Consider the following 25,293-nt stretch of genomic DNA (forward strand, 5'->3'; position numbering starts at 1 on the left):
TCAGGCGGCCTGCTTCTCGGTACTGCGGGCTTGTTTGAGTCGCAGGTACAACGCCGGGATCGGTAGCCAGATCATCGCGGACGCGAGCAGTGCGCCGCGCAACGACGTACGGCCGAAGGCGCCGAGCGGCGGGCCGCCGACGACCTGACCGATCGCGTTCGCCTGCGACACCATCGAGAGCACGGTCGCCCGGGAACGGGAGTCGACGTGCCGGTTCAGCCAGCCGGAGTGGACCGGGATCGAGACGGTGTCGGCGATCTGCCGCAACCAGAGCGCCGCGAGCGCGAGCCAGAAGTTCCCGGCGAACGCGAACAGGAACATGCCGAGGCCGTCCAGCGCGGCGAGCGTCGCGAGGATGCCGGTCGGGTGCGAGGCCTGCAGGCGTTCGGCGGAGAAGCGGTTCAGCAGCAGTGACGCGGCCAATGAGAGAGCGGTGCCGGCCAGCGCCAGGGCGGTGAACCAGAGCGCCGGATCCGACGTACCAAACACGGTCGGGAAGCTGAAGGTCAGGAGCCGCACCGACCACAGCCGGTCGAAGGCCTCGCTGGACAGGCCCGCGACCAGGCTGATGACCACCAGTGTCCGTACGACGGGACGCCGCCGGGCAACCGTCAGACCGTGCTTGAAGGTGTCGGCCATCTGCCGGAAAGTCTCGCGCTCCTCGCGCGGCGTGCGATGGAAGTTCTGCTCACGCATGAACAGTGCGAGCAATGCGCCGAGCAGCATCGTGCCGGCGCCGGAGATCACCATCGGCAGCGGCAGGCTGATCAGTCCGAGACCCCCGGCGGTGACCGTGCCGGCGATCTTCGCGGCCAGCTCGAGCTGTTGTGTGCGGATGAATACGGGTCCGACCCGTTCGGTGCCGATCTCGTCGGTGATCCAGGCCCGGTCGGCACCCGACGTGAAGGTGTAACCGACGCCCCACAGCACCTGCGCGGCGAGGATCGCCAGGAACGCGGGCACCAGACCCTGGAGCAGGAGGCCGGCGCCGATCAGCACGAAGCCGATCACGATCGAGAGCCGGCGGCTGTACAGGTCGGCGACGATGCCGGTGGGGATCTCGAAGAGGAAGCAGGTGAGCTCGAGCGTGGTCCCGACCAGGACCATCTGCAGCGGGTCGAGTCCGGCGTCGCGGACGTAGTACACGAGGTTGAGCGTGAACGACAGCGCGGCCAGGAAGGACCATGCGGCGTTGTAGGCGTAGTACGTCCGGGTGGGGTCGGCAGACCGGTAGGAAAGCATGTCGGGTGGCTCCTGAAAGCGCGTGCGGGCAGGGCGAAGCGCCGACCGGGTGGGTCAAACGCTTGCGTGGCGCACGGACAGCGGCAAGGGCCGCGGTGGTGCGCTTTCAGGAGCGAGTACGCATGCGGACAGAGTAGGGGAGACGCGGCGCGTCTGCCTTCGAATTAGCCGATCCCGGTTGGTGATCAGGAGTACTATCTGTAGTGCCTGGCCCGGCCGTTCCCCCGTGATGGTCGGGTCAGGTTTTTCTCTGGCCTCCGCTCCACGGCGACCCGTCGACGCCGACCTGCCAGGATGCAGGAATGGTCGCGTTGCGTGAAGTCACGGAAGCATTGGGATTCGATCCGGCGCGACTCGAGCCGACCCGGCCCGGTGACGACGACTCAGTCGGCAACGGGAACTGGCACCTCTGGACCAGTGACGGCCAGCACCACATCCTTCGCCGCTACCACCTGCTGAGGACCGAAGAGGACCTCGCTTACGAGACCCAGGTGCTCGATCACCTGACCAGGCGCGGATGGTGTGTCCCCGCGCGTGTTGCCGGTCCGGTCCAGTACGGCGGGCGGCTTTGGGGCGTCACGCGCTTCGTGCCGGGGAAGCCGCACCAGGACGAGACCGCAGCGCAGCAGGCTGAGCGTGGCGAGGTGCTCGCGCGGCTGCACGCGGACCTTGGTGACCTCGCACTCGGCTCGCGGCCCGGGTTCTTCCAGCCCGCGGACCTGGACGCGATGGGGGAGTTCCAGGGCTGGGACCAAGGCGTCGAACTGCTTCGCCGGCAGCGGCCTGATCTTGCCGACAGGGCGGCGCGCGCGATGGACAGCGCCAAGGAACTGGTGCAGGAATACGACCTGCTGGGACTGCCGCGAAGGATCGTGCACGGGGACTTCGCGCGCTGGAACCTGCACTTCGACGACGACGGCCGTCTCGCCGGGGTGATCGACTTCGACCTGTGCCACCTGGACAGCTGTGTCTGGGAACTCGTGATCGCCAGGGCGCAGCGGGAGATGCTGGCCGGCTACCAGCGGGCCGCCGTCGCACCGCTGAGCGAGCATGAGCTCGCTGCGATCGAGCCGTTGCGGGTTGTGTTCCGGGTGTCGATGGTGATGGCCGAGCTCTGGAACGGACGGCAGACCGGCCGTTTCGACGAGGCGATGATCGACCGGCAGCTGGCCGCGGCCAGGTCTTGACATAGGCGGTCGGCGGCAGGTTGACTGCTATATAGTTAACAAGAGAAATAAATTGCGGATCGGTCCGGTGTCGGTGGCTCAGAGCGACCCCGGGTGCGATCGACGTCTGCCCGGATCCGGTGGTCAGCCACCGGATCATTCGGCGTTCCGTGACCTGTGGTTGCTGATGGCAACATCGGAAAACCCTTGCCTGCAAGGGATCTGAGCTCCTCGGTCACCATCCGGCATCGACCCGGGCGACACGTCTTCCGCTGCGGTGGGGTTGTGTGTCATCCTCCGGGATAGCGAAACCCGAGATCCTATCGGATATCGGTTCCACTCCAGCGCGTGAGGGAAAGGATGCGGAGTGAGCGCAACCTTCGAGGTGAAGCCGGCACCCGCGGCACCGGCGCCGCCGGCGGCGGCAACCACCCGGAAACCACCGCGAACGAGTCGCCGGACCCAGGCCCGGCGCAGTTTTCGGCGGCACTGGCAGCTCTACCTGCTGGTCGTCGTACCGCTCGCGTACTTCGTGATCTTCAAGTACGTCCCGATCGCGAACGCGGTGATCGCGTTCAAGAACTACAGCCCGATCAAGGGCCCGTGGGGCAGTGACTGGGTCGGCTTCCGCAACTTCGAACTGTTCTTCCAGAACCCGGTGTTCTGGACCCTGGTGAAGAACACGTTCCTGTTGTCGGTCTACACGGTGCTCGCCAGCTTCCCGATCCCGATCATCCTGGCGATCGCGCTGAACGAGATCCGCAACGGGCGATTCAAGAAGCTCGTGCAGCTGGTCACGTACGCGCCGTACTTCATCTCCACCGTGGTCGTGGTCTCGATGACGATCCTGGTGCTGTCGCCGCGGCTCGGATTCGTCAACGACGCGATCGGGCTGTTCGGCGTACCATCGGTGGACTTCCTCGGCAATCCGGACTACTTCCGGCACATCTACGTCTGGTCCGACGTGTGGCAGACCACCGGGTACTCCGCGGTGATCTACCTGGCCGCGCTGTCCGGGATCGACCCGGCGCTGCACGAGTCGGCGCGGATCGACGGCGCCAGCCGGCTGCAGCGGATCCGGCACGTCGACCTGCCCGGGATCATGCCGACCGCGGTGATCATCCTGGTGCTGGGCGTCGGCAACATCATGTCGATCGGGTTCGAGAAGGCCTTCCTGCTGCAGAACCCGCTGAACACCGCGCAGTCCGAGATCATCGCCACCTACGTCTACAAGACCGGTCTGCTGAACGCGGACTTCAGCATGGCGACGGCCATCGGGCTCTTCAACTCAGGTCTCAACCTGTTCCTGCTGCTCGGCGTGAACTTCGCCGCCAAGCGCATCACCGGAAACGGACTGTGGTCATGAGCATCACGTGGCAAGGCTTTCGGCGTACGGCGGTGAAGCGGTCGGAGCGCACCACGATCGAGGAGACGCGCACCGACAAGATCTTCCTGCTCGGTGTGCGGATCATGCTGTGGATCGCGCTGATCCTGGTCGCTGTTCCGCTGATCTACATCGTCGCGAACTCGTTCAGCAGCCCGTCGGCGGTGAGCGCCGGCCGGGTGCTGCTGTGGCCGATCGAGCCGAGTCTGCGCGCGTACAAGGAGGCCTTCAGCGATCCGCTGATCATGAAGGGCTACCTGAACTCGTTCATCTACGCGATCGGCGGGACCCTGATCAGCGTCACGCTGACGATCGCGATCGCGTACCCGTTGTCCCGCCGGACGTTCTTCGGCCGGAACGTGATCATGAGCGTGCTGATCTTCACCATGCTGTTCTCCGGCGGCCTGATCCCGACGTACCTGGTGGTCCAGGACCTCGGCATGCTGAACACGCGCTGGGCGATGGTGATCCCGAGCGCCATCGGCGTCTGGCAGGTGATCATCGCGCGGACGTTCTTCCGCAGCACGATCCCCGACGAGCTGTACGAGGCGGCCACCATCGACGGAGCGAGCGACCTGCGTTTCCTGTGGTCGATCGTGCTGCCGCTGTCGAAGCCGGTGATCGCGGTGATCGCGCTGATGTACGCGATCTTCCAGTGGAACAGCTACTTCGACGCGCTGATCTATCTCAAGGACCCGGGCCTCTACCCGCTGCAGATCGTGCTGCGGAACGTGCTGATCCTGAACACCCTCACCGGGTCCACCACCACGACGAGTCTTGCCCAGCAGCTCGAACAGCAACAGCTGGCAGGAGTCCTCAAGTACGCGCTCATCGTCATCTCGAGCCTGCCCGTACTGATCATCTACCCGTTCGTCGCCCGCCACTTCACCAAAGGCGTCATGGTCGGCGCGGTCAAAGGCTAAGTACAGAAGGGAACACCGCAATGCGCTCATCCGTGAGCAAGGTCGTCGCGCTGGCAGCCGCCGGCGCGCTCGCCCTGGCAGCCTGCAGCTCGGACAAGTCGTCCAAAGGTGCGGCGAACGAGACGTCGGCGGACGGCAAGGTCGTCATCGACACGTTCACGCCGTCCGACCAGAGCACCAACATGGACACCAACGCGGTGACCAAGATCATCAGCGACAAGTTCAAGATCCAGTTCCGCTGGCAGACCACGACGTACGACGCGGGGCCGGCCAAGGAGAAGCGGCAGATCTCGCTGGCCAGCGGCGACTATCCGGACCTGTTCTTCCTGATCCCGTGGATCGACGCGTTCACCCAGGCGGAGGTCCTGAAGCTCGGCCAGCAGGGTATCGCCGTACCGCTCGAGGACCTGATCAAGGAGAACGCGCCGAACATCCAGAAGGCGCTGGACTCCAACAAGGAGTACAAGGAGATGTCGACCGCGCCCGACGGTCACATCTACGCGCTGCCGCAGTGGGCGGACTGCTTCCACTGCACCTACCCGGACAAGCTGTGGATCAACAGCACCTGGCTGAAGAAGCTCGGCCTGCAGGTGCCGAAGACCACCGACGACCTGCGCAAGGTGCTCGAGGCGTTCAAGACCAAGGACCCGAACGGCAACGGCAAGGCCGACGAGATCCCGATGACGTCCGACCCGCAGGACAGCAGCCTGATCGCGTACCTGATGAACGCGTTCGCCTACGACCCGGTCGGTGCGAACAACGGCGTCCGGTCGCTGATCACGCTCGACGGCGACAAGGTGGTCACGCCGGTGACCTCGGACCAGTGGAAGGAAGGCCTGAAGTACATCCGCGGCCTCTACAAGGACGGTCTGATCGACCAGGCCGCGTTCACCCAGAACGCGCAGGCGCTGCAGGCCCAGGGCAACAACCCGAAGGCCGTCGTACTGGGATCCGTGCCGGTGCTGTGGCCGGGCATCTTCGTCCAACTGGACTCGAAGGACGGACGGGACAAGCAGTACGACGCCGTACCGCCGCTGACCGGCCCTGAGGGCAAGAGCTACACGGGGTACAACCACCCGACGTCGACCGGCTACACGTTCATGCTGACCAACAAGGCCAGCAAGGAGGCCCAGGTCGCGGCGATCAAGATGCTCGACTGGATCTACAGCGACGAGGGCCAGATGATCACCAACATGGGCCCGGAGGGTGTCGGCTGGACCAAGCCCGGCCCTGGTGACATCGCACTCGACGCCAGCACCAAGGCGCTGTACAAGCCGAAGCAGGACGCGCCGAAGAACATCAGCTGGGGCGCGCTCGGTCAGTACAACAACACGCTGGCCTACCGGAACGCGCAGGTCGTGCCGAAGGACATCTACACCGGTGCCGGCCTGGAGCGGCGGCTGTGGGAGGCCACCAAGCTGTACGAGGGCCACGAGGACAAGGCGCAGTGGTTCCCGCAGACCTCGGTCTGGCCGGACCCGAGCCTGAGCGGTGAGCTCGCGACGCTGCAGACCAACCTGAACACCTACGTGAACCAGAACCAGCTGGCCTTCATCACCGGTTCGAAGAACATCGACACCGACTGGGACGCGTACGTGAAGGGTCTCGAGAGCACGGGCATGCCGCGGTACCTGGAGATCAACCAGCAGGCGTACGACAAGTACAAGGCGGGGAGCAAGTAGTTGTCCCACCTGCTGTGGTTCCACGCCCCCGCGTCGGACTGGTTCGAGGCGTTGCCGCTGGGCAACGGGCACCTCGGCGCGAAGGTGTACGGCCGGGTCGCCGACGAGCGGATCGCGCTCAACCTCGACGACGTCTGGTCCGGTGACGGTCCGCGCACGCTGACCGTCCCGGACGGGCCGGCGGTGGCGGCCGACGTACGCCGGTTGTTGCTGGAGGACGGTGATCAGCTGGCGGCCACCGAGCGGACCCGGGCGTTGCAGGGTCCGCTGGTGGAGTCGTACCAGCCGCTCGCCGACCTGGTGATCCGGTCGAGCGGTACGGCGACGCAGTACCGGCGCACGCTCGACCTGAGCACTGGCGTCGTGGGCGTGGACTACACGGTGGACGGCACCCGGTTCCGGCGCGAGACCTTCGTGTCCGCGCCGGACCAGGTGCTGGCGTGGACGATCACGGCCGACCAGCCGGGTGGGATCTCGCTGGATCTGAGCCTGGAAAGTCAGCATCCGATTGCGGTGGAAGTTGCTGACGGCACCTATGGTGTGGTCGGGCGGGCGCCGTCGGACCTGACGATCGAGTACCGGGAGAGCCCGGATCCGATCCGGTACGAGGAAGGGCGCGGGATCGGGTTCGGTGTCGCGCTGCGTGCCTTCGCCGACGGCGGGTCGGTGACGACGTCCGACGCCGGTATCGCGGTGCATGGGGCGACTCGGGTGACCGTCGTACTGGCGGCGGCAAGTACGTTCGCCGGCTGGCAGGTGCCGCCGGGGCGGGATCCCTTGACGGCTTTGAATGCGGCGACTGCGGTGCTGGATTCAGTTGCCGTGGACAAGCTTCGGGCGCGGCACGTCGAGGATCATGTGGCTTTGTACGACCGGGCGTCGTTGGAGCTGGGCCCGGTCGTGAACCTGCCCACCGACGAGCGGGTGCGGGCGGTCGCTGCCGGGGGCAACGATCCGGATCTGGTCGCGCTGGCGTTCAACCTCGGCCGGTACCTGTTGATCGCGTCCTCCCGCCCCGGGACGCAGGCGGCCAACCTGCAAGGCATCTGGAACCAGGACCGGCGGCCGATGTGGGCCAGTGACTGGACCAACAACATCAACACCCAGATGAACTACTGGCTGGCCGACCTGACCGGGTTGAGCGAATGCTTCGACCCGATGACCGACCTGCTCGAAGGTCTGGCCGCGTCGGGTGCGGAGACCGCGAGGATCCTGTACGGCGCACCCGGCTGGGTCTCGCACCACAACGCGGACCTCTGGCGGGCGACCTGGCCCGTCGGCGACGGCGGGGACGATCCGGTCTGGTCGATGTGCGCGACCTGTGGCGTCTGGCTGACGGCGCATCTCATGGAGCACTACCGGTTCTCATTGGACGGGGATTTCCTGCGAGAGCGGGCGTATTCGGTGATCGCGGGTGCCGCCGCGTTCGTACTGGCGATGCTCGTCGAGGACGGTGAGCATCTGCAGTTCATTCCGTCGACCGCGCCGGAGCATCATTTCGTGCTGCCGTCCGGCGAGAAGGCATCGGTCGACCTCACGTCGACGTACGACATCTGGCTGATCCGTGAGTTGTTCGCGAACCTGGCCGAGGCGGAAGGTGTGCTGGGGCTGCAGTCTTCGCTCGCCGCGCGGGCGACTGCTGCTCGGGATCGGTTGCCCGAGATCCGGGTGACACCGGACGGACGCCTGCACGAGTGGCCGACCGACTGGCAACCCTCGGAGCCACAACATCGTCATCAGTCACACCTCTACGGTCTGTATCCGGGCGCGGAAATCGACCCGGGACGTACGCCGGAATGGGCCGCGGCCGCTCGTGCTTCGTTGGAGTTGCGTACTGCGGGTGCGGTGAACGGCGGCTGGACCGCTGCGTGGCTGGTGGCGCTGTGGGCGCGGCTGTTCGAGCCGTCTCGCGCCGTAGCGGTGATCCACGACTACTTGAGCCGACTGGTGTCGGACAACCTGCTGCACCGCGACGGCGACATCTTCCAGATCGACGCCAACTTCGGCCTGACCGGCTGCATCCCCGAACTCCTCCTGCAAAGCCACACCGACGTCATCCGCGTGCTCCCGGCGTTGCCGGCGGAATGGCCGAACGGCTCGTTCCACGGCCTCCGCGCCCGCGGCGGGCTCGTTTTCGACGTGTCGTGGCGCGGCGGGGTGCTGACGCAGGCCGTCGTACGCGCAACCCGCTCTGGCACCCACCACATCGCCCTCACCCCAGAACGAACCGTCACCATCACCCTCGCTGCCGGAGAGCGCCGCGACCTCCTCGCCTAGCGCCCGAAACCGCTCTTTGGGCACGGGTCAACCGTTTCGGACGCCGCGAGATGGTTGGCTCGGGCTCAAGGTGGGCCTGGTTAGGTGAGCCTAAGTTGGGTTGTTGTAGGGTCAGCTGTCGTGAAGAGAGCGATCGGGATCGTCGTGGCAGCCGCCGTACTCGTGCTGGCCGGATGCGGCGGCGGGGACACGAAGAGTGCGGACACCGGCGTCGGTGACAAGGACGTGGCGACCGGCGGGCGGTTGTTCAAGACCGCCGATGCGGAGACCGCGAAACTTGGTTCGGACGCCGCGCCGGGGGCGTTCCCGCGGACCGTGAAGCACGCGTTGGGCGAGACCAAGCTCGAGAAGAAGCCGACGCGGGTCGTGGTGCTGGACAGTGGCGAGCTGGACGACGTGCTGGCACTGGGCATCACCCCGGTCGGGATGGCGACGACGGCGGGACAGAGCGGCGTACCGTCGTACCTCGCCGGCAAGGCGCAGGGCATCAAGACCGTCGGCGGGATCAGCGAGCTGAACCTCGAGGCGATCGCGGCGCTGAAGCCGGACCTGATCCTGGGCAGCAAGCTGCGGGCCAAGGACCTGTACGACAAGCTCAGCGCGATCGCGCCGACGATGTTCAGCATCCGGCCCGGGTTCCCGTGGAAGGAGAACTTCCTGCTGGTTGCGGACTCGGTCGGCGAGGAGGACAAGGCGACCGCGCTGCTGAACGACTACCAGAAGCGCGCCGACGAAGTGAAGTCGAAGGTGGAGGGTACGCCGACGATCTCGCTGGTCCGGTTCCGTCCCGGGCAGATCCGGCTGTACGGCAACCTGTCGTTCATCGGCGTCATCCTGAAGGACATCGGCCTGCCGCGGCCGAAGATCCAGGACGTGCAGGACCTCGCCGTCGAGGTCTCCCAGGAGAACATCGGCCAGGCCGCCGGTGACCGGATCTTCTACTCCAGCTACGGCAAGCCCGACAGCACCGACGAGACGAAGGTTGTCAACGGCAACCTCTGGAAGTCGCTGCCCGCCGTCAAGGCGGGCAAGTCGGCCCGCGTCGACGACGAGGTCTGGTTCCTCGGCCTCGGCCCGCTCGGCGCGATGAACGTCCTCACCGACCTGGAGAAACTCCTCGGACCGAAGGGCTGACAGGTGCTGTGCTGGTTGGTAAGTCTGGCTGAGCATCTGTCCGCGGGTGGAGCATGCTGTGGTGAGTGTGAGTGCTGACAGGGTGCCGTGGTGTTAGTGCTCGAAGGCTAGTTCGTTAGCCCGTAGTGCAGGTGGACGAAGCCGCTGGCGAAGCGGCGCTCGGCTGTGAGTTCCAGATGGGTGGTGAGACCGTCCGGGAGGGCTCGCGTGCCGCCGCCGACGACGACCGGGACGAGGAACAGGTGGATCTCGTCGACCAGGCCGGCCAGGAGGGCCTGGCCGCCGAGGTTCGCGCCGCCGATCGAGATGGCGGTCGGCGAGGACTGTTTGAGCTGGGCCACGCCGTCAGGGTTGAACTCGCGTTCCAGGCGGGTGCGGGCGGTGGTGACCGCCGGCAGGGTGCGCGAGTAGACGATCTTGTCGGCGGCTCGCCAGATCTCGGCGTACTCCCGGCTCACCGGCGCGGGGTCGTCGGCGGTCTCCCAGTACGACATCGTGGCGTACATCCGGCCGCCGTACAGGTAGGTGCCGATCGGACGCTCGAGGTTGTTGATGTAGGCGTGGACCTCCTCGTCCGGGGCGGCCCAGTCGAAGGAGCCGTCGGCGTCGGCGATGTACCCGTCGAGCGAGGCGATGGCTGAGTAGACAAGTGGTGCCATGGAGCTCATCCTTCCGTGACCGGGAGCAGGTTGCGCTCGGCGAAGACCTTCTTGGCGACGGCGATCGCGTTGATCGCGCGCGGGAAGCCGGCGTACCCGGCGGTGTGGATGAAGGTCTCGACGATCTCGGCCGGGGTGAGGCCGACGTTGAGCGAGGTCTTGATGTGCACCTCGAGTTCGGGTTCGCAGCCGCCGAGTGCGGCCAGGATCCCGAGGGTGACGAGCTGGCGTTGCTGGGGAACCAGCGCCGGCCGGGAGTAGAGGTCGCCGAAGCCGAACGCCACGATGTGATGCGCGAGCGCCGGAGCGATGTCCCCGAGGCTGTCCATCACGGCAGGCGCGCCGCCACCGTCGATACCGCTCAGAACCTCCAGCCCACGCTGGTACCGGGCCTGTTCTTCCGCACTGCCGATGTCAGGAGCCGTCATGGGTTGACGGTAACCGGCGATCAGTCCTCGACGCGGCCGCGGTCGGTGACATGGATGTGCGGGGCCCGTTGGGCGATGGCGGTGACCAGGTCGTCGTACGGGAGGGAGCGGGCGAGAATCTCCTGGGTGCCGGGCCACGGGCAGGAAGGGCCCCAGGCCTTGGTGCTGCGGGGGAGTGCGTCCTCGTCGACGAGCATGACGACCAGCCGCGGCTCCCATATCTCCTCACTCTCCTGGCGTTCGAGCCGGCAGACGCCGCGGACCTCTTCCCACGGGATCGTGCGCGGCTGCTCACCGCCGAGGTAGATGCCGGTGTCGTCCACGGTCAGCAGTACGTCGTCGGCGTCCTCTTCGCGACGCTCCTCCAGCGCGGTGATCGCACCGACCATGAGCAGGATCGGCAGCCCGACCGCGAAGATCAGCGGCATACCGCCCCAGCCCAGCCACACCCTCTCGAGCGGTTCCCGGATGGAGGCGCCACGAATCGCCTGCACCACGACGATCGCGAGCGTCAGCGCCACCATCAGGCCGAACACCGCGGTGCCGAGCGCGAGCGCGGTCCTCGTCGTACCGAGGCCGTGGCGCTTGACGACGAACGGCTCGGTGATCTGCGCTGACGGCATAGGGGCATTGTGCGGTGCGGTCAACCGAAGGCACCAGGGGTGTCATGGATTCCTCATCATTCCGGTGCCGGGCGATCGTCCCAACGGATGAAATCGCCGTACCGGACGGTGCACCGACTTTGGTCCGGCCCGGCCGTCCGCAACAATCGCTGCATGCCGGACCGCCAGACAGCAGTCACGACTCGCAAACCGACGCCGCGCACCAGCGCGCGGCGGAGGAAGATGGGTGGCGTGTGGCGACGCGGCCGGGTGATCGCTGTGCTGGCGATCCTGTCGGCGCTGCCGCTGGTCTTCCACCGTCACGTTCCGAACTCGATCGGCAATCTGGGCAGTCTGCTCGACACCTTCCTGCCCTGGGTCGGCCTCGCCGTACCGGTCCTCGCTGTCGCCGCTCTGGTACGGCGGTCCGCGACGGCCGGTGTCGCGCTGCTGGTTCCCGCGCTGGTGTGGGGCCTGATGTTCGGCGACCTCCTCGTCCCGGGCAAGGGCGGCGGGGGAGCGTACGACCTGCGCGTGCTGACGCACAACGTCGACGCCGCCAACCCGGACCCGGAGAAGACCGCGCAGGACCTGATCGCGGCCGACGCCGACGTGATGGCGCTCGAGGAGATCACCTCGTCCGACCTGAAGGTCTACAAGGCCGCGTTCGCCAAGCTGTACCCGTACCAGGTGTCCCGCGACACCGTCGCCCTCTGGTCGAAGTACCCGGTCGTCGAGACCACGTCCGTCGACGTCGGCTTCAAATGGACCCGGGCGCTCCGCGCCGAGGTCAGCACGCCGGAGGGCAAGGTCGCCGTGTACGTCGCCCACCTGGCCTCGGTCCGTGTCGGCACCAGCGGCTTCACGTCGGACCAGCGCAACGACACGATCAAGGCGCTCGGCCGGCAGATCGCCGACGAGAAGCTCGCGGGCGTGGTCGTGATGGGCGACTTCAACGGTACGGCGAACGATCGCAGTCTCGCCCCGCTGACGGCCGGCCTCCGCTCGGCGCAGGGCGCGGCCGGCACCGGCTTCGGGTTCACCTGGCCGGCGAAGTTCCCGATGGCGCGGATCGACCACATCCTGGTGCGCGGCGTCACGCCGACCAAGGCCTGGGTGATGAGCTCGACCGGCAGCGACCACCGCCCGGTCGTGGCCGAGCTACGGATCTGACGCGATTCCCTTGCGATAGGCGTACCGCACCGCCTCGGCGCGGTGCCGGGCGCCGATCTTGGCGAACGTGTTGTTGATGTGCGTTTTCACGGTCGCCTCGCTGATGAACAGCTTCCCGGCGATCTCCGGGTTGCTCAGGCCCTGCGCGATCAACCGCAGTACCTCTGTCTCGCGCGCTGTCAGCCCGTCGGTCGCCTGGTCTGTTGGTGTGAGCCCCGCGATCAAACGCTTCGAGACCTCGGGGTCGAACGTGGACTGGCCGGCGGCCGTCGACCGGAGCGCGGCGCCGATCTCGGCGCGGCCGGCGTCCTTGGTGAGGTAGCCGCGGGCCCCGGCGCGGAGCGCGTTCGCGATCGAGGCGTCGTCGGCGTACGTGGTCAGCACGAGTACGGCGACGTCCGGGAAGTCGGCCGTGATCCGCGCGGTCGCCTGCGTCCCGTCCAGCACCGGCATCCGCAGATCCATCAGCACCACGTCCACGTTGCCCCGGGCAACCAGGTCGACGGCTTCGACACCGTTCGCGGCCGCGCCGGCCACCTCGACGCCGTCGATCAGCCCGAGCAGGGCGACCAGTCCTTCCCGCACGACCTGCTGGTCGTCCGCCACGACCACTCGGATTGCGTCAGTCAATCTCTGCCACCACCAACCAGTCGTCGCCGTCCGCACCTGCCGTCAAGGTCCCACCCACCAGAGCCAGCCGCTCCCGCATCCCGGCGAGCCCGTACCCCTTGCCAGTCGTCACACCCTTGTTCCGAACGGACAGCCGTACGCCGTCGAGCCGCATCTCCACCGTCTGACCAGGTGCATGTTTGGCCGCGTTGGTCAGCGCCTCACGAGCAGCACCGAGCAGTGCGACCGTGACAGCGGAGTCCAGGTTCCTCGGGATACCAGTGACAGTGAGCCGTACGGCGGTTCCGTGGTCTTTCTCGTGCTGTTCCGCGAGCGCAGCGAGTGCTTGAGGGAGCTCTGGCACCTCATCTGCTCGCAGTGCAGCTACAGCGTTCCGCGCCTCCGTCAGCCCCTGTACGGCGAGTCGACGCGAACGACGTACCCGCTCCAACGCACCGGCCGCGTCACCACGCTCCTCCAGCAGCGCCTCGGCTACCTCGAGCTGAACGCTCAGTGCACCCAGCGAGTGCGCCAGTACGTCGTGCAGCTCGCGAGCGATCCGTCCGCGCTCCTCCAACGTGGCTGCGCGGGCGTGCTCGCTCTGCGCCAGCCGGGTCTGCTCCAGTAACTGCTCGGTCTGCCGCGCCTGCACCTCGTACTGGCGTCTGTTCAACCCGAAGGCGGTCAGGGCTGCGGTCCAGAGCAGCTGGGAGAAGTACCAGGTGTCAGGCTGCTCGAACCACCACGCCGACACGGCGTACGCCGCCGCGACACCGATGCCGGCAGCAACGATCGGCCGGTTGCCGCGACGCCCGAAGTCGATCACGGCGATGTCGGTGATCGCGACCAGCACCAGGACCAGGGCGTTCGACTGCGGGTAGCCCGCGATGAGCGCGTTGCTGACCGCGACGGTGGCTAGCAGTGCTAGCGAGACGTACGGGCGAGCCGTCATCAGCACCGAGCCGACCACGAAGAGGACGAAGGTCACACCGAGCACGACCCAGACCCACGCGGCTGCGGGACGCGCGGTGGCCAGAACGGCCACTGCGACACCCGTGGTGAGCACTCGGCCGACCCAGCCGCTCTCTCCGTGCGGACGGGGCGGCAGCAGCGCCTTCAGCTTCACTGGTTGCTGTACTCCTCGGCCATCTGGCTCGCCTTGTTCTGGATGATCAGCGACTGGGTCAACAGGTTCGCACCCATCGAGACCATCAGCGCGCCGCCGCCGGCGACCGTGGCGCCGATCAAGTGGCCGAGTCCCGCGAGTCCGAGCCGGACGACCAGGTAGGCCACCATGATGCCGAGTCCGGGCATCCCGAGCCGGAAGAACACCTTCCCGGCGCGCCGCTCGACCTGCGCGACCCGCCCCGAGCCGACGCCGGCCACGAGTGCGACCGCGGTGCCGACGACGAGCAGTACGACGTCCACGACACCGAGGCCGGTGTGCCCGTCGTACAGCTGGTAGACCCCGACCCCCATCAGGATGAGCGGGCCGCGCCACACGTCGGTGTCGGAGTTCTCCAGCTCGGACCAGGACAGGCGCCGGGCGAGCACGGCCACCACGACGGCGATCACGACGAGTGCGTTGGGCAATGTTCCGAAGCTCATGTCACGGACAGTAGGTCTGCCTGGTCTTACCAGAGGACCGACCACGGGTGGAGATCCGGGTGGAGACCGGTCTCCGTGGAGTCGCCGTCCGCTTGGTTGAAAGTAGGAGTAACGTTCCTGACCGGTAACAACACAAGCTGTCACAGCGGTGATCCGGAGGCCCGATGCTTGCGCAACAATCCATCCTCAGACTGGATGCCACGGCGATCGACTACATCATCATCGCCCTGTACTTCGTCTTCGTGCTCGGTATCGGGTATCTGGCCAGACGCGCAGTCTCGAGCAGCCTGGACTTCTTCCTGTCCGGCCGGTCGCTGCCGGCCTGGGTCACCGGCCTGGCGTTCATCTCGGCCAACCTGGGCGCGATCGAGATCATGGGTATGTCGGCGAACGGCGCGCAGTACGGCATGCCGACCGTGCACTACTTCTGGATCGGCGCGATCCCGGCGATGCTGTTCCTCGGCGTCGTGATGATGCCGTTCTACTACGGCTCGAAGGTCCGCAGCGTGCCGGAGTTCATGCTGCGCCGGTTCGGGAAGCCCGCGCACCTGGTGAACGCGATCAGCTTCGCCCTGGCGCAGGTGCTGATCGCGGGCGTGAACCTGTTCCTGCTGGCGACCATCGTGAACGTGCTGCTCGGCTGGCCGATCTGGGTGTCGGTGATCGTCGCTGCGCTGATCGTGCTCAGCTACATCACGCTCGGCGGGCTGTCGGCGGCGATCTACAACGAGGTGCTGCAGTTCTTCGTGATCGTCGCCGCGCTGCTGCCGCTGACCCTGGTCGGCCTGCACAAGGTCGGCGGCTGGCAGGGCCTGGTCGACAAGGTGACCGCGTCGCCGGGCGGCTCGGAGCAGATGTCGGCCTGGCCCGGCAACGCGCTGAGCGGGTTCAGCAACAGCTTCCTGTCGGTGATCGGCATCGTGTTCGGCCTCGGCTTCGTGCTCTCGTTCGGCTACTGGACGACGAACTTCACCGAGGTCCAGCGCGCGCTCGCCTCGAAGAACATGTCGGCGGCCCGGCGTACTCCGATCATCGGGTCGTTCCCGAAGATGTTCGTGCCGTTCATCGTGATCATTCCCGGCATCATCGCCGCGGTGGTCGTGCCGGAGCTGGCCCAGTTCAAGGCCACCGGCAAGGGTGAGGTCGACTACAACGACGCGCTCCTGCTGCTGATGCGTGACCTGCTGCCGAACGGCATGCTCGGCCTGGCCATCACCGGTCTGCTGGCGTCGTTCATGGCCGGTATGGCGGCCAACCTGAGCTCGTTCAACACGGTCATGTCGTACGACATCATCGAGCGCTACGTCATCAAGGACCGGCCGGACGAGTTCTACCTGCGGACCGGCCGGATCGTCACGGTGGCCGGCACGCTGGTAGCGATCGGGACAGCCGCGATCGCCTCCGGCTACAGCAACCTGATGGACTACCTGCAGCAGCTGTTCTCGTTCTTCAACGCGCCGCTGTTCGCCACGTTCATCCTCGGTATGTTCTGGAAGCGGATGACCGCGGCGGCCGGCTGGATCGGCCTGGTCAGCGGTACGGCGACGGCGATCCTGGTCTTCGTCCTGTCCGAGAACGGCGTCATCAACCTGCCGGGTCAGGGCGCCAGCTTCGTCGGTGCCGGCGCGGCCTTCGTGGTCGACATCCTGATCAGCGTGCTGGTCAGCACGATGACCAGGCCCAAGGAGGAGTCCGAGCTGGTCGGACTGGTGTACTCGCTGACCCCGAAGGAGCAGCGCACCGAGGTGACGGTCCGCGGTGACCACGGCTGGTACCGCAGGCCGGTCCTGCTCGCCGGCATCTCGCTGGCGATGACCGTCGTCCTCAACATCGTCTTTCGCTGAGCTTCGGGGAAGGGAGCACTGTGATGGCAGAAAAGAAGAAGGCCGGCGCCTTCGACATCCGGATCGTGATCGCGAGCCTGGTCGGGATCTACGGCGTGGTGCTCACGATCCTCGGGATCGTCGAGAAGCAGGCCGAGATCGACAAGGCCGCCGGGGTCAACATCAACCTCTGGGGCGGCCTCGGGATGCTGGTGTTCACCGCGCTGTTCGTGCTGTGGGCCCGGTTGCGGCCGATCGCCGTACCGGTCGACGCGCGACCGGCCGACGCGAGACCGACCGACGAGTAGTCATGTCCGTTTGACGAACATCGGCGTCCGGTCGGGTCCTCCCGTCCGGGCGCCGGCGTTCGTAGTCTCGAAGTACCCGATCAGGAGGAACTTCGAGATGACGATCACCTCAAGCGGCGCGGGCCTCTCGACACTGGCCCAGCAGTACGCCGACGACGGCTTCGTGCTGGTGAAAGGCCTGCTCAGCAAGGAAGAAGCGGCGTACTACCGGCAGCGCAGCCATGATCTGCTGGCGCAGCTGAACCGCCACGACGACCCCACCTGGCAGTCCGCGATGGGCCTCGCCGACGGCGCGACCCGGCTGCAGCACCTGCACGACGCGCAGTTCTACGACGCGGAGTTCGCGAAGCTGCTGGTGGACCCGCGGTTCACCGACGTGGCCGCCGCGGTGATGGGCGTGGACAACGTGCAGCTGCACCACACCAAGCTGTTCGTGAAGCCGCCGGAGAACGGTTCGCCGTTCCCGCTGCACCAGGACTACCCGTTCTTCCCGCACACCTACCACCGGGTCGGGGCGGCGATCTTCCACTTCGACGACGCACCGGTCGAGAAGGGCTGTGTGCGGGTCATCCCGGGCAGTCACAAGGAAGGCCCGCGGGAGCACAACCCGGAGGGCTCGTTCCACCTGACCGAGCCGGCTTTCGAGGTCGCGACGCCGCAGCCGGCCGAGGCGGGCGACGTACTGTTCTTCACCTACCTGACCGTGCACGGGTCCGGTGTGAACACGAGTGACGAGGCGCGGACCACCTGGCTGATCCAGTACCGCGACCCGGCGGACCCGCCGACGGTCAAGACCCACGACCACTCGCTCGGTCAGGGTATGATGCTGCGAGGAGTCGACCCGACCGGTAGGAGTGCTGTTTGAGCCTCGCGTCCGTCGCCACGGCAGATCGTTTCGTCGACCTCGCGGGACTGCTGGAGTCCTGCGAGGTCGACGGCTTCCGCGCGGATTTCCTCAGCTGGGGTCACTACCGGCCCGAGTACTGGCGCAACTACTGGCACAGCCACTCGTTCCACGAGGTCTGCCTTGCGTACTCCGGCGAAGGCCGCTTCAACTCCGGCTCCGCGCAGTACGACGTCACACCCGGCTCGGTGTTCCTCGCCCGCCCCGGCGACGTCCACGAAATCGAGTCGTCGCACGTGGCCCCACTGGGAATCGCCTTCTGGGGCTTCACCTTCCGCCCCGCCGGAGTGCCTGGGGCCGGCGGCGCCTCAGGCCCGGCTGATGCGTCCGGGTGGTGGTCCGGCCTGACCCGATCGGACGGTCCGGTGATGTCCGAGCGCGCCGGCACGTTGCCGTCTCTCGTCACAGCACTCGCCGCCGAGGCAGCCGCGCCCGTCGCCGGCTACACGACCGCGCTGGGTGCCCTGGGCGCCACACTGGTTCTGGAGACCGCGCGAGCCTTCGCCCTCGACGACGACCTAGCTGTGGAGCCGGTACGGCGTGACAGAGGACCGCTCGTCGTCGACGCCATGCAGCGTCATCTCCGCGACAACCTGTCCCGCCCCATCACCGTCCGGGATGTAGCAGCCGCCGCGCACCTGTCCGAGCGGCACGCCGAACGCCTCTTCACCCGGCAGACTGGCGCCTCGATCATGTCGACCCTGCGCCGCCTGCGCCTCGAGCTGGCCGCTCAGCTCCTCCTGGACCACACGCTGTCCGTCACCGAGATAGCGAAAGCCTGCGGCTACTCCGACGTACGGCCGTTCTCCACTGCCTTCAAACGCAAGTACGGCCGCACGCCGGGAGACCACCGCCGCGCAGGCGGAACCGAGTTCATGTAACCAGCTCCGGTCCGACGCTCCACGGTGGCCGCAGCACCGGTGCTATCCTGAGTCCATGCGAGTGAGCCTGCTCCTTAGTTAGCCGTACCGGCATCCAGGCGCCGAAGCGCCGGTCAGTACGGCGTCCCCTCCTGTGCGAGGGGCTTTTTTATGTCCAGGGGTGCCTTCTGGCACATTTAGGCTCAACAAACACACGAAGTATGGAGTAGGACCGTGAGCGAGCAGGTGGACGACACCCCCAGCGACCGGGGTGGCTACGACTTCAACGCCATGCAGGCGAAGTGGCGTCCGGTGTGGGAGAAACTGGACCCGTTCAAGGCCAAGGACGACGGCTCGGCCGAGCGTCGCTACGCGCTCACGATGTTCTCCTACCCCTCCGGCGACCTGCACATGGGCCACGCCGAGGTGTTCGCGCTGCACGACGTCCTGGCGCGTTACTGGTTCCAGCAGGGGTACGACGTGTTGAACCCGATCGGCTGGGACTCGTTCGGTCTGCCGGCGGAGAACGCCGCGATCAAGCGCAACGAGCACCCCGCGACGTACACCTACGGCAACATCGAGACGCAGGCCGAGTCGATCCGGCGCTACGCGCTGAGCTTCGACTGGTCGCGCCGGCTGCACACGTCCGACCCGGAGTACTACCGCTGGACGCAGTGGCTGTTCCTGCGGATGTACGAGCGCGGTCTGGCGTACCGCAAGGCCTCGTACGTCAACTGGTGCCCGAACGACCAGACCGTGCTGGCCAACGAGCAGGTCGTCCAGGGACGGTGCGAGCGCTGTGGCTGGGAGGTCACCAAGCGGGAGCTGACCCAGTGGTACTTCAAGACCACTGACTACGCCCAGCGGCTGCTGGACGACATGGAGCTGCTGCAGTGGCCGGAAGAGATCCTGCTGATGCAGCGCAATTGGATCGGCCGCTCCCAGGGCGCCTTCGCGGACTTCCAGGTTGAGGGCCGCGACGAGCCGATCAAGGTGTTCACCACCCGGCCGGACACGCTGTTCGGGGCCACCTTCATGGTCGTCGCGCCGGACGCGAAGCTGGCCGCCGAACTGGTCACGCCGGAGCAGCAGACCGCCTTCGACGAGTACCTGACCAAGGTCAAGGCGACCACCGAGATCGAGCGGCAGAGCACCGAGCGCGAGAAGACCGGTGTCTTCCTGGGCTCGTACGCGATCAACCCGGTGACCGGTCAGCGGATCCCGATCTGGGCGGCCGACTACGTGCTGGCCGACTACGGCACCGGCGCGATCATGGCGGTCCCCGGGCAGGACACGCGGGACTGGGAGTTCGCGGAGAAGTTCGACCTGCCGATCGTCCGCACCGTGCAGCCTCCTGCCGACTTCGACGGGAAGGCCTTCACCGGCGAGGGCGCCGCGATCAACAGTGCCAACGACGAGATCAGCCTGGACGGTCTGGAGATCGCCGAGGCCAAGTCGCGGATCATCGACTGGCTGGAGAGCAAGGGCCTGGGCGAGCGGACGATCAACTACCGCCTGCGCGACTGGCTGCTGAGCCGCCAGCGGTACTGGGGCTGCCCGATCCCGATCATCCACTGCCCGTCCTGCGGTGAGGTCCCGGTTCCCGACGACCAGCTGCCGATGGAACTGCCCGACCTGCGCGGCGCGGACCTGCAGCCGAAGGGCGTGTCGCCGCTGGCGGCGGCCCGCGAGTGGGTCGAGGTCGACTGCCCGAAGTGCGGTGGCAGGGCCGAGCGCGACACCGACACGATGGACACGTTCGTCGACTCGTCCTGGTACTTCCTGCGCTACCTGTCGCCGGAGTACACCGACGGACCGTTCGACCAGGCCGCCGCGGAGCGGTGGATGTCGGTGTACCAGTACGTCGGCGGCAAGGAGCACGCCGTACTGCATCTCCTGTACGCGCGGTTCTTCGTCAAGGCGCTGCACGACATGGGCCTGCTGAACGTCGTGGAGCCGTTCACCCGGCTGCTGAACCAGGGCCAGGTGATCAACCAGGGCAAGTCGATGAGCAAGTCGCTGGGCAACGGCGTGAACCTGGGCGACCAGATCGACGAGTTCGGTGTCGACGCGGTCCGACTGACGATGGTGTTCGCCGGTCCGCCGGCCGACGACATCGACTGGGCCGACATGTCCCCGGGCGGCTCGCTGAAGTTCCTGCAGCGGGCCTGGCGGCTGGCCGGAGCGGTCGAGGCGCCGGTCGGCGCGGATCCCTCGACCGGCGACGTCGAGCTGCGCAAGCTGACGCACCGGACGGTGGCGGACGCGGCCGAGCTGATCGACTCGCACCGGTTCAACGTGATGGTCGCCCGGGTCATGGAGCTGGTGAACGCGACCCGGAAGGCGATCGACTCCGGTCCCGGTGCGGCCGACCCGGCGGTGCGCGAGGCGGTCGAGGCGGTGGCGATCGTGCTGAGCCTGGTCGCGCCGTACACGGCCGAGGAGATGTGGGAGGAACTGGGCCACGAGCCGACCGTCGCCAAGGCCGGCTGGCCGAAGGTCGACTCGGCGCTGCTGGTGCAGGACTCCGTCACCTGCGTGGTGCAGGTCGCCGGCAAGGTGAAGGACCGGCTGGAGGTCGCGCCGGACATCTCCGACGCCGACCTGGAGCAGCTGGCGCTGGCGTCCGAGGCGATCCAGAAGGCGCTGGACGGCCGCGGCACCCGCAAGGTGATCGTGCGGGCGCCCAAGCTGGTCAACATCGTCCCCGCCTGAGTCTGGAGTCTGATGGATTCGGTTCTCCTGGATATTCACACCGGTGCTCGTGAGGTCGTCCTCGACCTCACGAGCCGGTGTGAACAGTTCGTTTCCGGTCGCGGTGACGGCTTGCTGCACGTCTTCGTCCCGCACGCGACCGCTGGTGTCGCGATCCTCGAGACCGGCGCCGGTAGCGACCTCGATCTGCTGGCCGTGCTCGAGGACCTGCTGCCGCGGGACTTCGAGTGGCAGCACCGGCACGGATCGCCCGGACACGGTCGCGACCACGTGCTGCCGGCGCTGATTCCGCCGTACGCGACCGTGCCGGTGCTGAAGGGCCGGCTGACGCTCGGCACCTGGCAATCGATCTGTTTGGTCGACACCAATCGCGACAATCCTGACCGGCGGGTCCGGCTGTCGTTCCTGGCCGGTTAGTGGACTACCTGGTAACAAGTATTTCCGGGATTTTGGTGACTTATCGTGATGTTGCCGATCGCGTTACGTTTGCGAAACACGACTCCGCTTGAATTGTCGCCATGGCTGCCCTTGACACGCTGCGCGACGTCACCGCCGAACTGCTGGTTCGCGCGACCCGTGGCATTTCCGACGGCAGCCTGCTGAATGCCGACTCCGGCCGCGCGGATACCCGCGCCCGGATCGACGACTGGGACGGCGTCCTTTCTCTGTACGCCGCCGACAATGAATCCCGCCCGGTTCGCGCGACTGCTTGAAACGTGCATTTCTGATTTCGCAGGCTTTTCCGGTTCTGTTGCTCCGGTCAGCCAATTGTGTGACCCAGGCCGCATCCCGCTCGCCGGGAAGCCCCGGCAAGAACACGTCCGTCACGCTATGTTGTGACAGGAACGTGAGGCCTTCAGAGGGGTGACGGGCTGTGTCGGACACGGATGGCCGGGCGGACGGTCGGCGGGGTTTCGCCGATCTGTTGCTCGACTTGAGGGTCCAGGCCGGCCTCTCCCAGGAGGAACTGGCCGACCGGGCGGGGCTGAGTGTCCGGTCGATCCGCGAGATGGAGGCCGGCCGGGTCGCGCGCCCGCGCAAGGACTCCGTCCGCCTGCTCGCCTCCGCGCTCGGTCTGCGGCCCGACGACACCGGATACTTCCTCGCCGCCGCGGGGCATGGCTCGGTGCGCCCCGTCGTACGGGCGGTGGCGCCGCCGGTCGTCTCGGTCGCGGACGCCGCACCGACAGGTCTGCGCTGGCGTGGCACCCGCCCGATCCCGGACGGTCTCGTCGGCCGTGAGCAGGACCTGTTCGAGCTCGAGTCGCTGCTGCGCCAGAACCGGCTCGTCACGCTCGTCGGTCCCGGCGGGGTCGGCAAGACCGAGCTGGCGCTCGCTGCGGCCGACCGGTTCTCCGGCGCCGACACGACCGTCGTGGTCGTCGACCTCACCACCGTCCAGCGCGATGCCGCCGTGCCGTCGGCGATCCTGGACGCCTTCGGCACAGCCCCCGGTACGTCGGACCTCGACGACGTACTGTCCGGACGCCGGCCGGGCGACCTGGTCATCGTCGAGGACAACGCCGAACACGTCCTCGACGGTGTCGCGACGGTCGCCAACCGGATGGTCCGCAGCTTCCCGGGCATCGGTGTGCTGGTCACGTCCCGGATCCCGCTCGGCCTGCCCGACGAGGTGGTCCGTCGGGTGCAGGTGCTCGGCGTACCGGCGAACGACGAGGACTTCGAGGCGATCGCGGCGTCGCCGGCGGTCGAGATGTTCTGCCGCCGCGTCGCTCGGGTGCGGCCGGGCTTCGCACTGACCCCTGCGAACGCCTCGACGGTGGCGCGGCTGGTCAGGCGACTGGACGGTCTGCCGCTCGCATTGGAACTCGCGGCCGCGCGGGCCGGGTCGCTGTCGGTGGAGGCGATTCTCGCTGCGCTCGACGACCGGTTCCGGTTGCTGTCCGGGCCGCGACGGTTCGGTGCGCCGCACCAGCGGACGCTGGCCGACACGATCGCGTGGAGCGTCGACGCACTCTCGGACCCGGCACGGCAGCTGCTGTACCGGACCTCGGTGCTCGGTTCGCCGTTCACGCTCGAGGCTGTCGCGGGTGTCTGTACGGGCGCTCCGATCGACGAGAGCGACGTACCGATGCTGCTCGCCGAGCTGGTGGAGAAGTCGCTGCTGCAGCCGGTGCACGAGTTCGAGCAGTTGTACGGCGCGCGGTACAAGTTGCTGGAGACGATCCGGGAGCACGCGTACGCCGGGCTGTCGTCACAGGGCGACGACCTCACCGAGTTCCGCAACCGGGCGGTCGAGTGGTGTACGACGTACGTCTCGGGGCTCGAGGGCGCGTGGTCGTCGCCGGACCGCGATCGGCGGTACCGGGCGGCGCACGCGAACTCGGCGCTGTTCGAGGTGGCGCTGGAGCGCGCGGGTGAGCTGGGGGAGTGGGACGCCGCGGCGCGGATCGTGCTCGGGTTCCGGATCGCGTGGCAGTACCAGGCGAGTGTCGCCGAGAGCGGGATCCGGTGGGCGACGCTGTGCGCCGAGAACGTGTCGGACAAGGAGACGAGCGGGAGACTGCTGGCCATCGCCGGCCGGCTGTCCAGTCTGACCGGTGACATCCGCGGTGCCCGTCGGCACTACGAGGAGGCGCGTACGCGGATCCCCGGTGAGACAGAGATGGGCCTGGTCGCCCGCGGCGGCTGGGTGTCGTCCGGATCGCACTTGCTCGATACACAGAGCCTGGCCGAGATCCCGGCGCTGGTGGCTGACGCTCGCAAGCATGGCGACGTACAGCGGTCTGCCACTGTGCAGGCGACCTGTGGGCTGGCGCTGCTGCGGTGGGGTCGTTTGGTGGAGGCCAAGGAGCTCCTGCTTGCGTGGGAGGCCGCACTGGTCAATCCGGGTGTCTACCCGGACGAGATCGCGTACATGGCGCTCAGCCGCGTCGACCTCGAGCTGGGGAACCTGTCCGGTGCCCGTCACTGGGCACAGCTCGCCCGCGACAGCCAGGCGTCTGACGACCCGGAGCGCACCAAGGTCGCCGGGTGCCTCGCAATGGTGGAGTACCACGACGGCCGGTACGACGAGGCGCGGGCACTGCTCGACCAGGCCGACGCCGACATCCGCGGGCACCGCGGGTACTTCGACTACCTGGTGATGCTCTACCGGTCCCGGCTGGCTCGTGCTGCCGGTGAGGCCGAACAGGCGCGTGTGACGATCCTGGACGCACTGAACCGGCTGTTGCTCGAAGGGCGGGTCGTCTACCTGCTCGAAGTACTGCCGGAAGCTGTGGCGGTGCTACACGCGCTGGGCCGCTCCGAAGCGGGAGACGCCGTGTGCGGCCAGCTGCTGGCGTGGCAGCAGTCGATGGACCCGCCGATGCTGCCGACCGCCTGGGCGGTCCTGCAGGAGTCCTGCGAGAGCGCGTCGGTCGCGGACGGGTGGCCGGAGCCGGACCCGTCGGCCGCCGTACAGCGGCTGGCCAACGACGTACTCGCTGCGCTTTCTGCACCGCTTGTATGACGCGGATCTGCTGAAGCTGCCGGGTAACTGCCGGTTGTTCTGCCTCGTCCTGACATGGCTGCCGGACCAAGAATTACAGCCGTAGGGCAGGTTCCACGAAGCAGAGACCGACACCGAAAACGGCAGCGAAAGGGCGGTGAACCATGAAGAGGCCATGGAGAACCGCTCAACTGCCGCACCCGGCGAAGGCGACGCGGAGGGCCTCCGGTGGCTGGTTGGTGGGGGCGCCGATCGGCGGCCGAGAGCTCCGGAGTGCTGTGGAGTGCGGATCTGTCCTGCCTGTACCGGGCGCGGTGCACCGTCAGGGCACTGCTTCCGGGGCGG

The 25,293-nt window shown here is 67.3% G+C and carries 22 protein-coding genes; 15 read left to right on the top strand and 7 right to left on the bottom strand.

From position 1 onward, the window contains the following. A complete protein-coding gene (locus EV651_RS01325; RefSeq protein WP_133781068.1) occupies nucleotides 1-1,242 on the bottom strand; it encodes an MFS transporter in 1,242 nt (413 codons plus the stop codon). Between the two features lie 302 nt (nucleotides 1,243-1,544). On the opposite strand from EV651_RS01325, the gene EV651_RS01330 reads away from it, so the two are divergent. The 6 genes from EV651_RS01330 (at nucleotide 1,545) to EV651_RS01355 (ending at nucleotide 9,808) form a co-directional block, all read left to right on the top strand. Beyond that, nucleotides 1,545-2,429: a phosphotransferase enzyme family protein gene (locus EV651_RS01330; protein ID WP_133781070.1), complete on the top strand. Its 885-nt coding sequence runs from the start codon at nucleotides 1,545-1,547 to the stop codon at nucleotides 2,427-2,429. Between the two features lie 346 nt (nucleotides 2,430-2,775). After that, nucleotides 2,776-3,774, top strand: a complete 999-nt coding sequence (locus EV651_RS01335; protein WP_133781072.1) for a sugar ABC transporter permease — start codon at nucleotides 2,776-2,778, stop codon at nucleotides 3,772-3,774. Then, entirely contained in the window at nucleotides 3,771-4,715 is a 945-nt protein-coding gene (locus EV651_RS01340) for a carbohydrate ABC transporter permease (protein ID WP_133781074.1), read from the top strand. Before EV651_RS01335 ends, EV651_RS01340 begins: the two co-directional genes overlap by 4 nt. Before the next feature lie 20 nt (nucleotides 4,716-4,735). After that, nucleotides 4,736-6,397, top strand: coding sequence for an extracellular solute-binding protein (locus EV651_RS01345; RefSeq protein WP_133781076.1), 1,662 nt, complete (start codon nucleotides 4,736-4,738; stop codon nucleotides 6,395-6,397). Then, on the top strand, nucleotides 6,398-8,674 hold the full coding sequence (locus EV651_RS01350; RefSeq protein WP_133781078.1) for a glycoside hydrolase N-terminal domain-containing protein: 2,277 nt from the start codon (nucleotides 6,398-6,400) through the stop codon (nucleotides 8,672-8,674). A gap of 120 nt (nucleotides 8,675-8,794) precedes the next feature. Beyond that, nucleotides 8,795-9,808, top strand: a complete 1,014-nt coding sequence (locus EV651_RS01355; RefSeq protein WP_133781080.1) for an ABC transporter substrate-binding protein — start codon at nucleotides 8,795-8,797, stop codon at nucleotides 9,806-9,808. A gap of 107 nt (nucleotides 9,809-9,915) precedes the next feature. Here the strand turns inward: EV651_RS01355 and EV651_RS01360 are convergent, their stop codons facing one another. The 3 genes from EV651_RS01360 to EV651_RS01370 are packed head-to-tail and all read right to left on the bottom strand — an operon-like array spanning nucleotide 9,916 to nucleotide 11,518. Beyond that, entirely contained in the window at nucleotides 9,916-10,467 is a 552-nt protein-coding gene (locus EV651_RS01360; protein ID WP_133781082.1) for a dihydrofolate reductase family protein, read from the bottom strand. 5 nt (nucleotides 10,468-10,472) lie between these two features. Further along, nucleotides 10,473-10,895 (bottom strand): carboxymuconolactone decarboxylase family protein, encoded by a 423-nt coding sequence (locus tag EV651_RS01365; protein WP_133781084.1) that lies wholly within the window; start codon nucleotides 10,893-10,895, stop codon nucleotides 10,473-10,475. 20 nt (nucleotides 10,896-10,915) lie between these two features. Beyond that, on the bottom strand, nucleotides 10,916-11,518 hold the full coding sequence (locus EV651_RS01370) for a hypothetical protein (RefSeq protein WP_133781086.1): 603 nt from the start codon (nucleotides 11,516-11,518) through the stop codon (nucleotides 10,916-10,918). Between the two features lie 222 nt (nucleotides 11,519-11,740). On the opposite strand from EV651_RS01370, the gene EV651_RS01375 reads away from it, so the two are divergent. Continuing rightward, nucleotides 11,741-12,670, top strand: a complete 930-nt coding sequence (locus EV651_RS01375; RefSeq protein ID WP_370352007.1) for an endonuclease/exonuclease/phosphatase family protein — start codon at nucleotides 11,741-11,743, stop codon at nucleotides 12,668-12,670. On the opposite strand, the gene EV651_RS01380 is transcribed toward EV651_RS01375, so the two are convergent. From EV651_RS01380 to EV651_RS01390, 3 genes are read right to left on the bottom strand one after another with little or no spacing between them, the layout of a single operon-like run. Beyond that, entirely contained in the window at nucleotides 12,659-13,300 is a 642-nt protein-coding gene (locus EV651_RS01380; protein WP_133781090.1) for a response regulator transcription factor, read from the bottom strand. The genes EV651_RS01375 and EV651_RS01380 overlap by 12 nt on opposite strands. Then, nucleotides 13,293-14,405 (bottom strand): sensor histidine kinase, encoded by a 1,113-nt coding sequence (locus EV651_RS01385; RefSeq protein WP_133781092.1) that lies wholly within the window; start codon nucleotides 14,403-14,405, stop codon nucleotides 13,293-13,295. Before EV651_RS01385 ends, EV651_RS01380 begins: the two co-directional genes overlap by 8 nt. Beyond that, nucleotides 14,402-14,887, bottom strand: a complete 486-nt coding sequence (locus EV651_RS01390) for a hypothetical protein (protein ID WP_133781094.1) — start codon at nucleotides 14,885-14,887, stop codon at nucleotides 14,402-14,404. Before EV651_RS01390 ends, EV651_RS01385 begins: the two co-directional genes overlap by 4 nt. Nucleotides 14,888-15,051: 164 nt before the next feature. Here EV651_RS01390 and EV651_RS01395 point away from each other — a divergent pair, with 164 nt between their 5' ends. The 8 genes from EV651_RS01395 (at nucleotide 15,052) to EV651_RS01430 (ending at nucleotide 24,969) form a co-directional block, all read left to right on the top strand. Further along, a complete protein-coding gene (locus EV651_RS01395; RefSeq protein ID WP_133781096.1) occupies nucleotides 15,052-16,731 on the top strand; it encodes a sodium:solute symporter family protein in 1,680 nt (559 codons plus the stop codon). Between the two features lie 23 nt (nucleotides 16,732-16,754). Continuing rightward, nucleotides 16,755-17,018: a hypothetical protein gene (locus tag EV651_RS01400; RefSeq protein WP_133781098.1), complete on the top strand. Its 264-nt coding sequence runs from the start codon at nucleotides 16,755-16,757 to the stop codon at nucleotides 17,016-17,018. Between the two features lie 97 nt (nucleotides 17,019-17,115). Beyond that, the gene (locus tag EV651_RS01405) at nucleotides 17,116-17,883 is read left to right on the top strand and encodes a phytanoyl-CoA dioxygenase family protein (RefSeq protein WP_133781100.1); all 768 of its coding nucleotides are present in this window, start codon (nucleotides 17,116-17,118) and stop codon (nucleotides 17,881-17,883) included. Next, the gene (locus tag EV651_RS01410) at nucleotides 17,880-18,803 is read left to right on the top strand and encodes an AraC family transcriptional regulator (RefSeq protein WP_133781102.1); all 924 of its coding nucleotides are present in this window, start codon (nucleotides 17,880-17,882) and stop codon (nucleotides 18,801-18,803) included. The genes EV651_RS01405 and EV651_RS01410 overlap by 4 nt, the downstream gene beginning before the upstream one ends. Nucleotides 18,804-19,016: 213 nt before the next feature. Then, nucleotides 19,017-21,497 (top strand): leucine--tRNA ligase, encoded by a 2,481-nt coding sequence (gene leuS, locus EV651_RS01415; RefSeq protein WP_202870113.1) that lies wholly within the window; start codon nucleotides 19,017-19,019, stop codon nucleotides 21,495-21,497. A 12-nt stretch (nucleotides 21,498-21,509) separates the two neighbouring features. Next, the gene (locus tag EV651_RS01420; RefSeq protein ID WP_133781104.1) at nucleotides 21,510-21,914 is read left to right on the top strand and encodes a YjbQ family protein; all 405 of its coding nucleotides are present in this window, start codon (nucleotides 21,510-21,512) and stop codon (nucleotides 21,912-21,914) included. 101 nt (nucleotides 21,915-22,015) lie between these two features. Next, nucleotides 22,016-22,210 (top strand): hypothetical protein, encoded by a 195-nt coding sequence (locus tag EV651_RS01425; protein WP_133781106.1) that lies wholly within the window; start codon nucleotides 22,016-22,018, stop codon nucleotides 22,208-22,210. Nucleotides 22,211-22,371: 161 nt separating this feature from the next. After that, a complete protein-coding gene (locus tag EV651_RS01430; RefSeq protein WP_133781108.1) occupies nucleotides 22,372-24,969 on the top strand; it encodes a helix-turn-helix domain-containing protein in 2,598 nt (865 codons plus the stop codon). Nucleotides 24,970-25,293 lie beyond the last annotated feature (324 nt).

Source organism: Kribbella sp. VKM Ac-2571, assembly GCF_004362255.1.
In the GTDB taxonomy this organism is placed as follows: domain Bacteria; phylum Actinomycetota; class Actinomycetes; order Propionibacteriales; family Kribbellaceae; genus Kribbella; species Kribbella pratensis.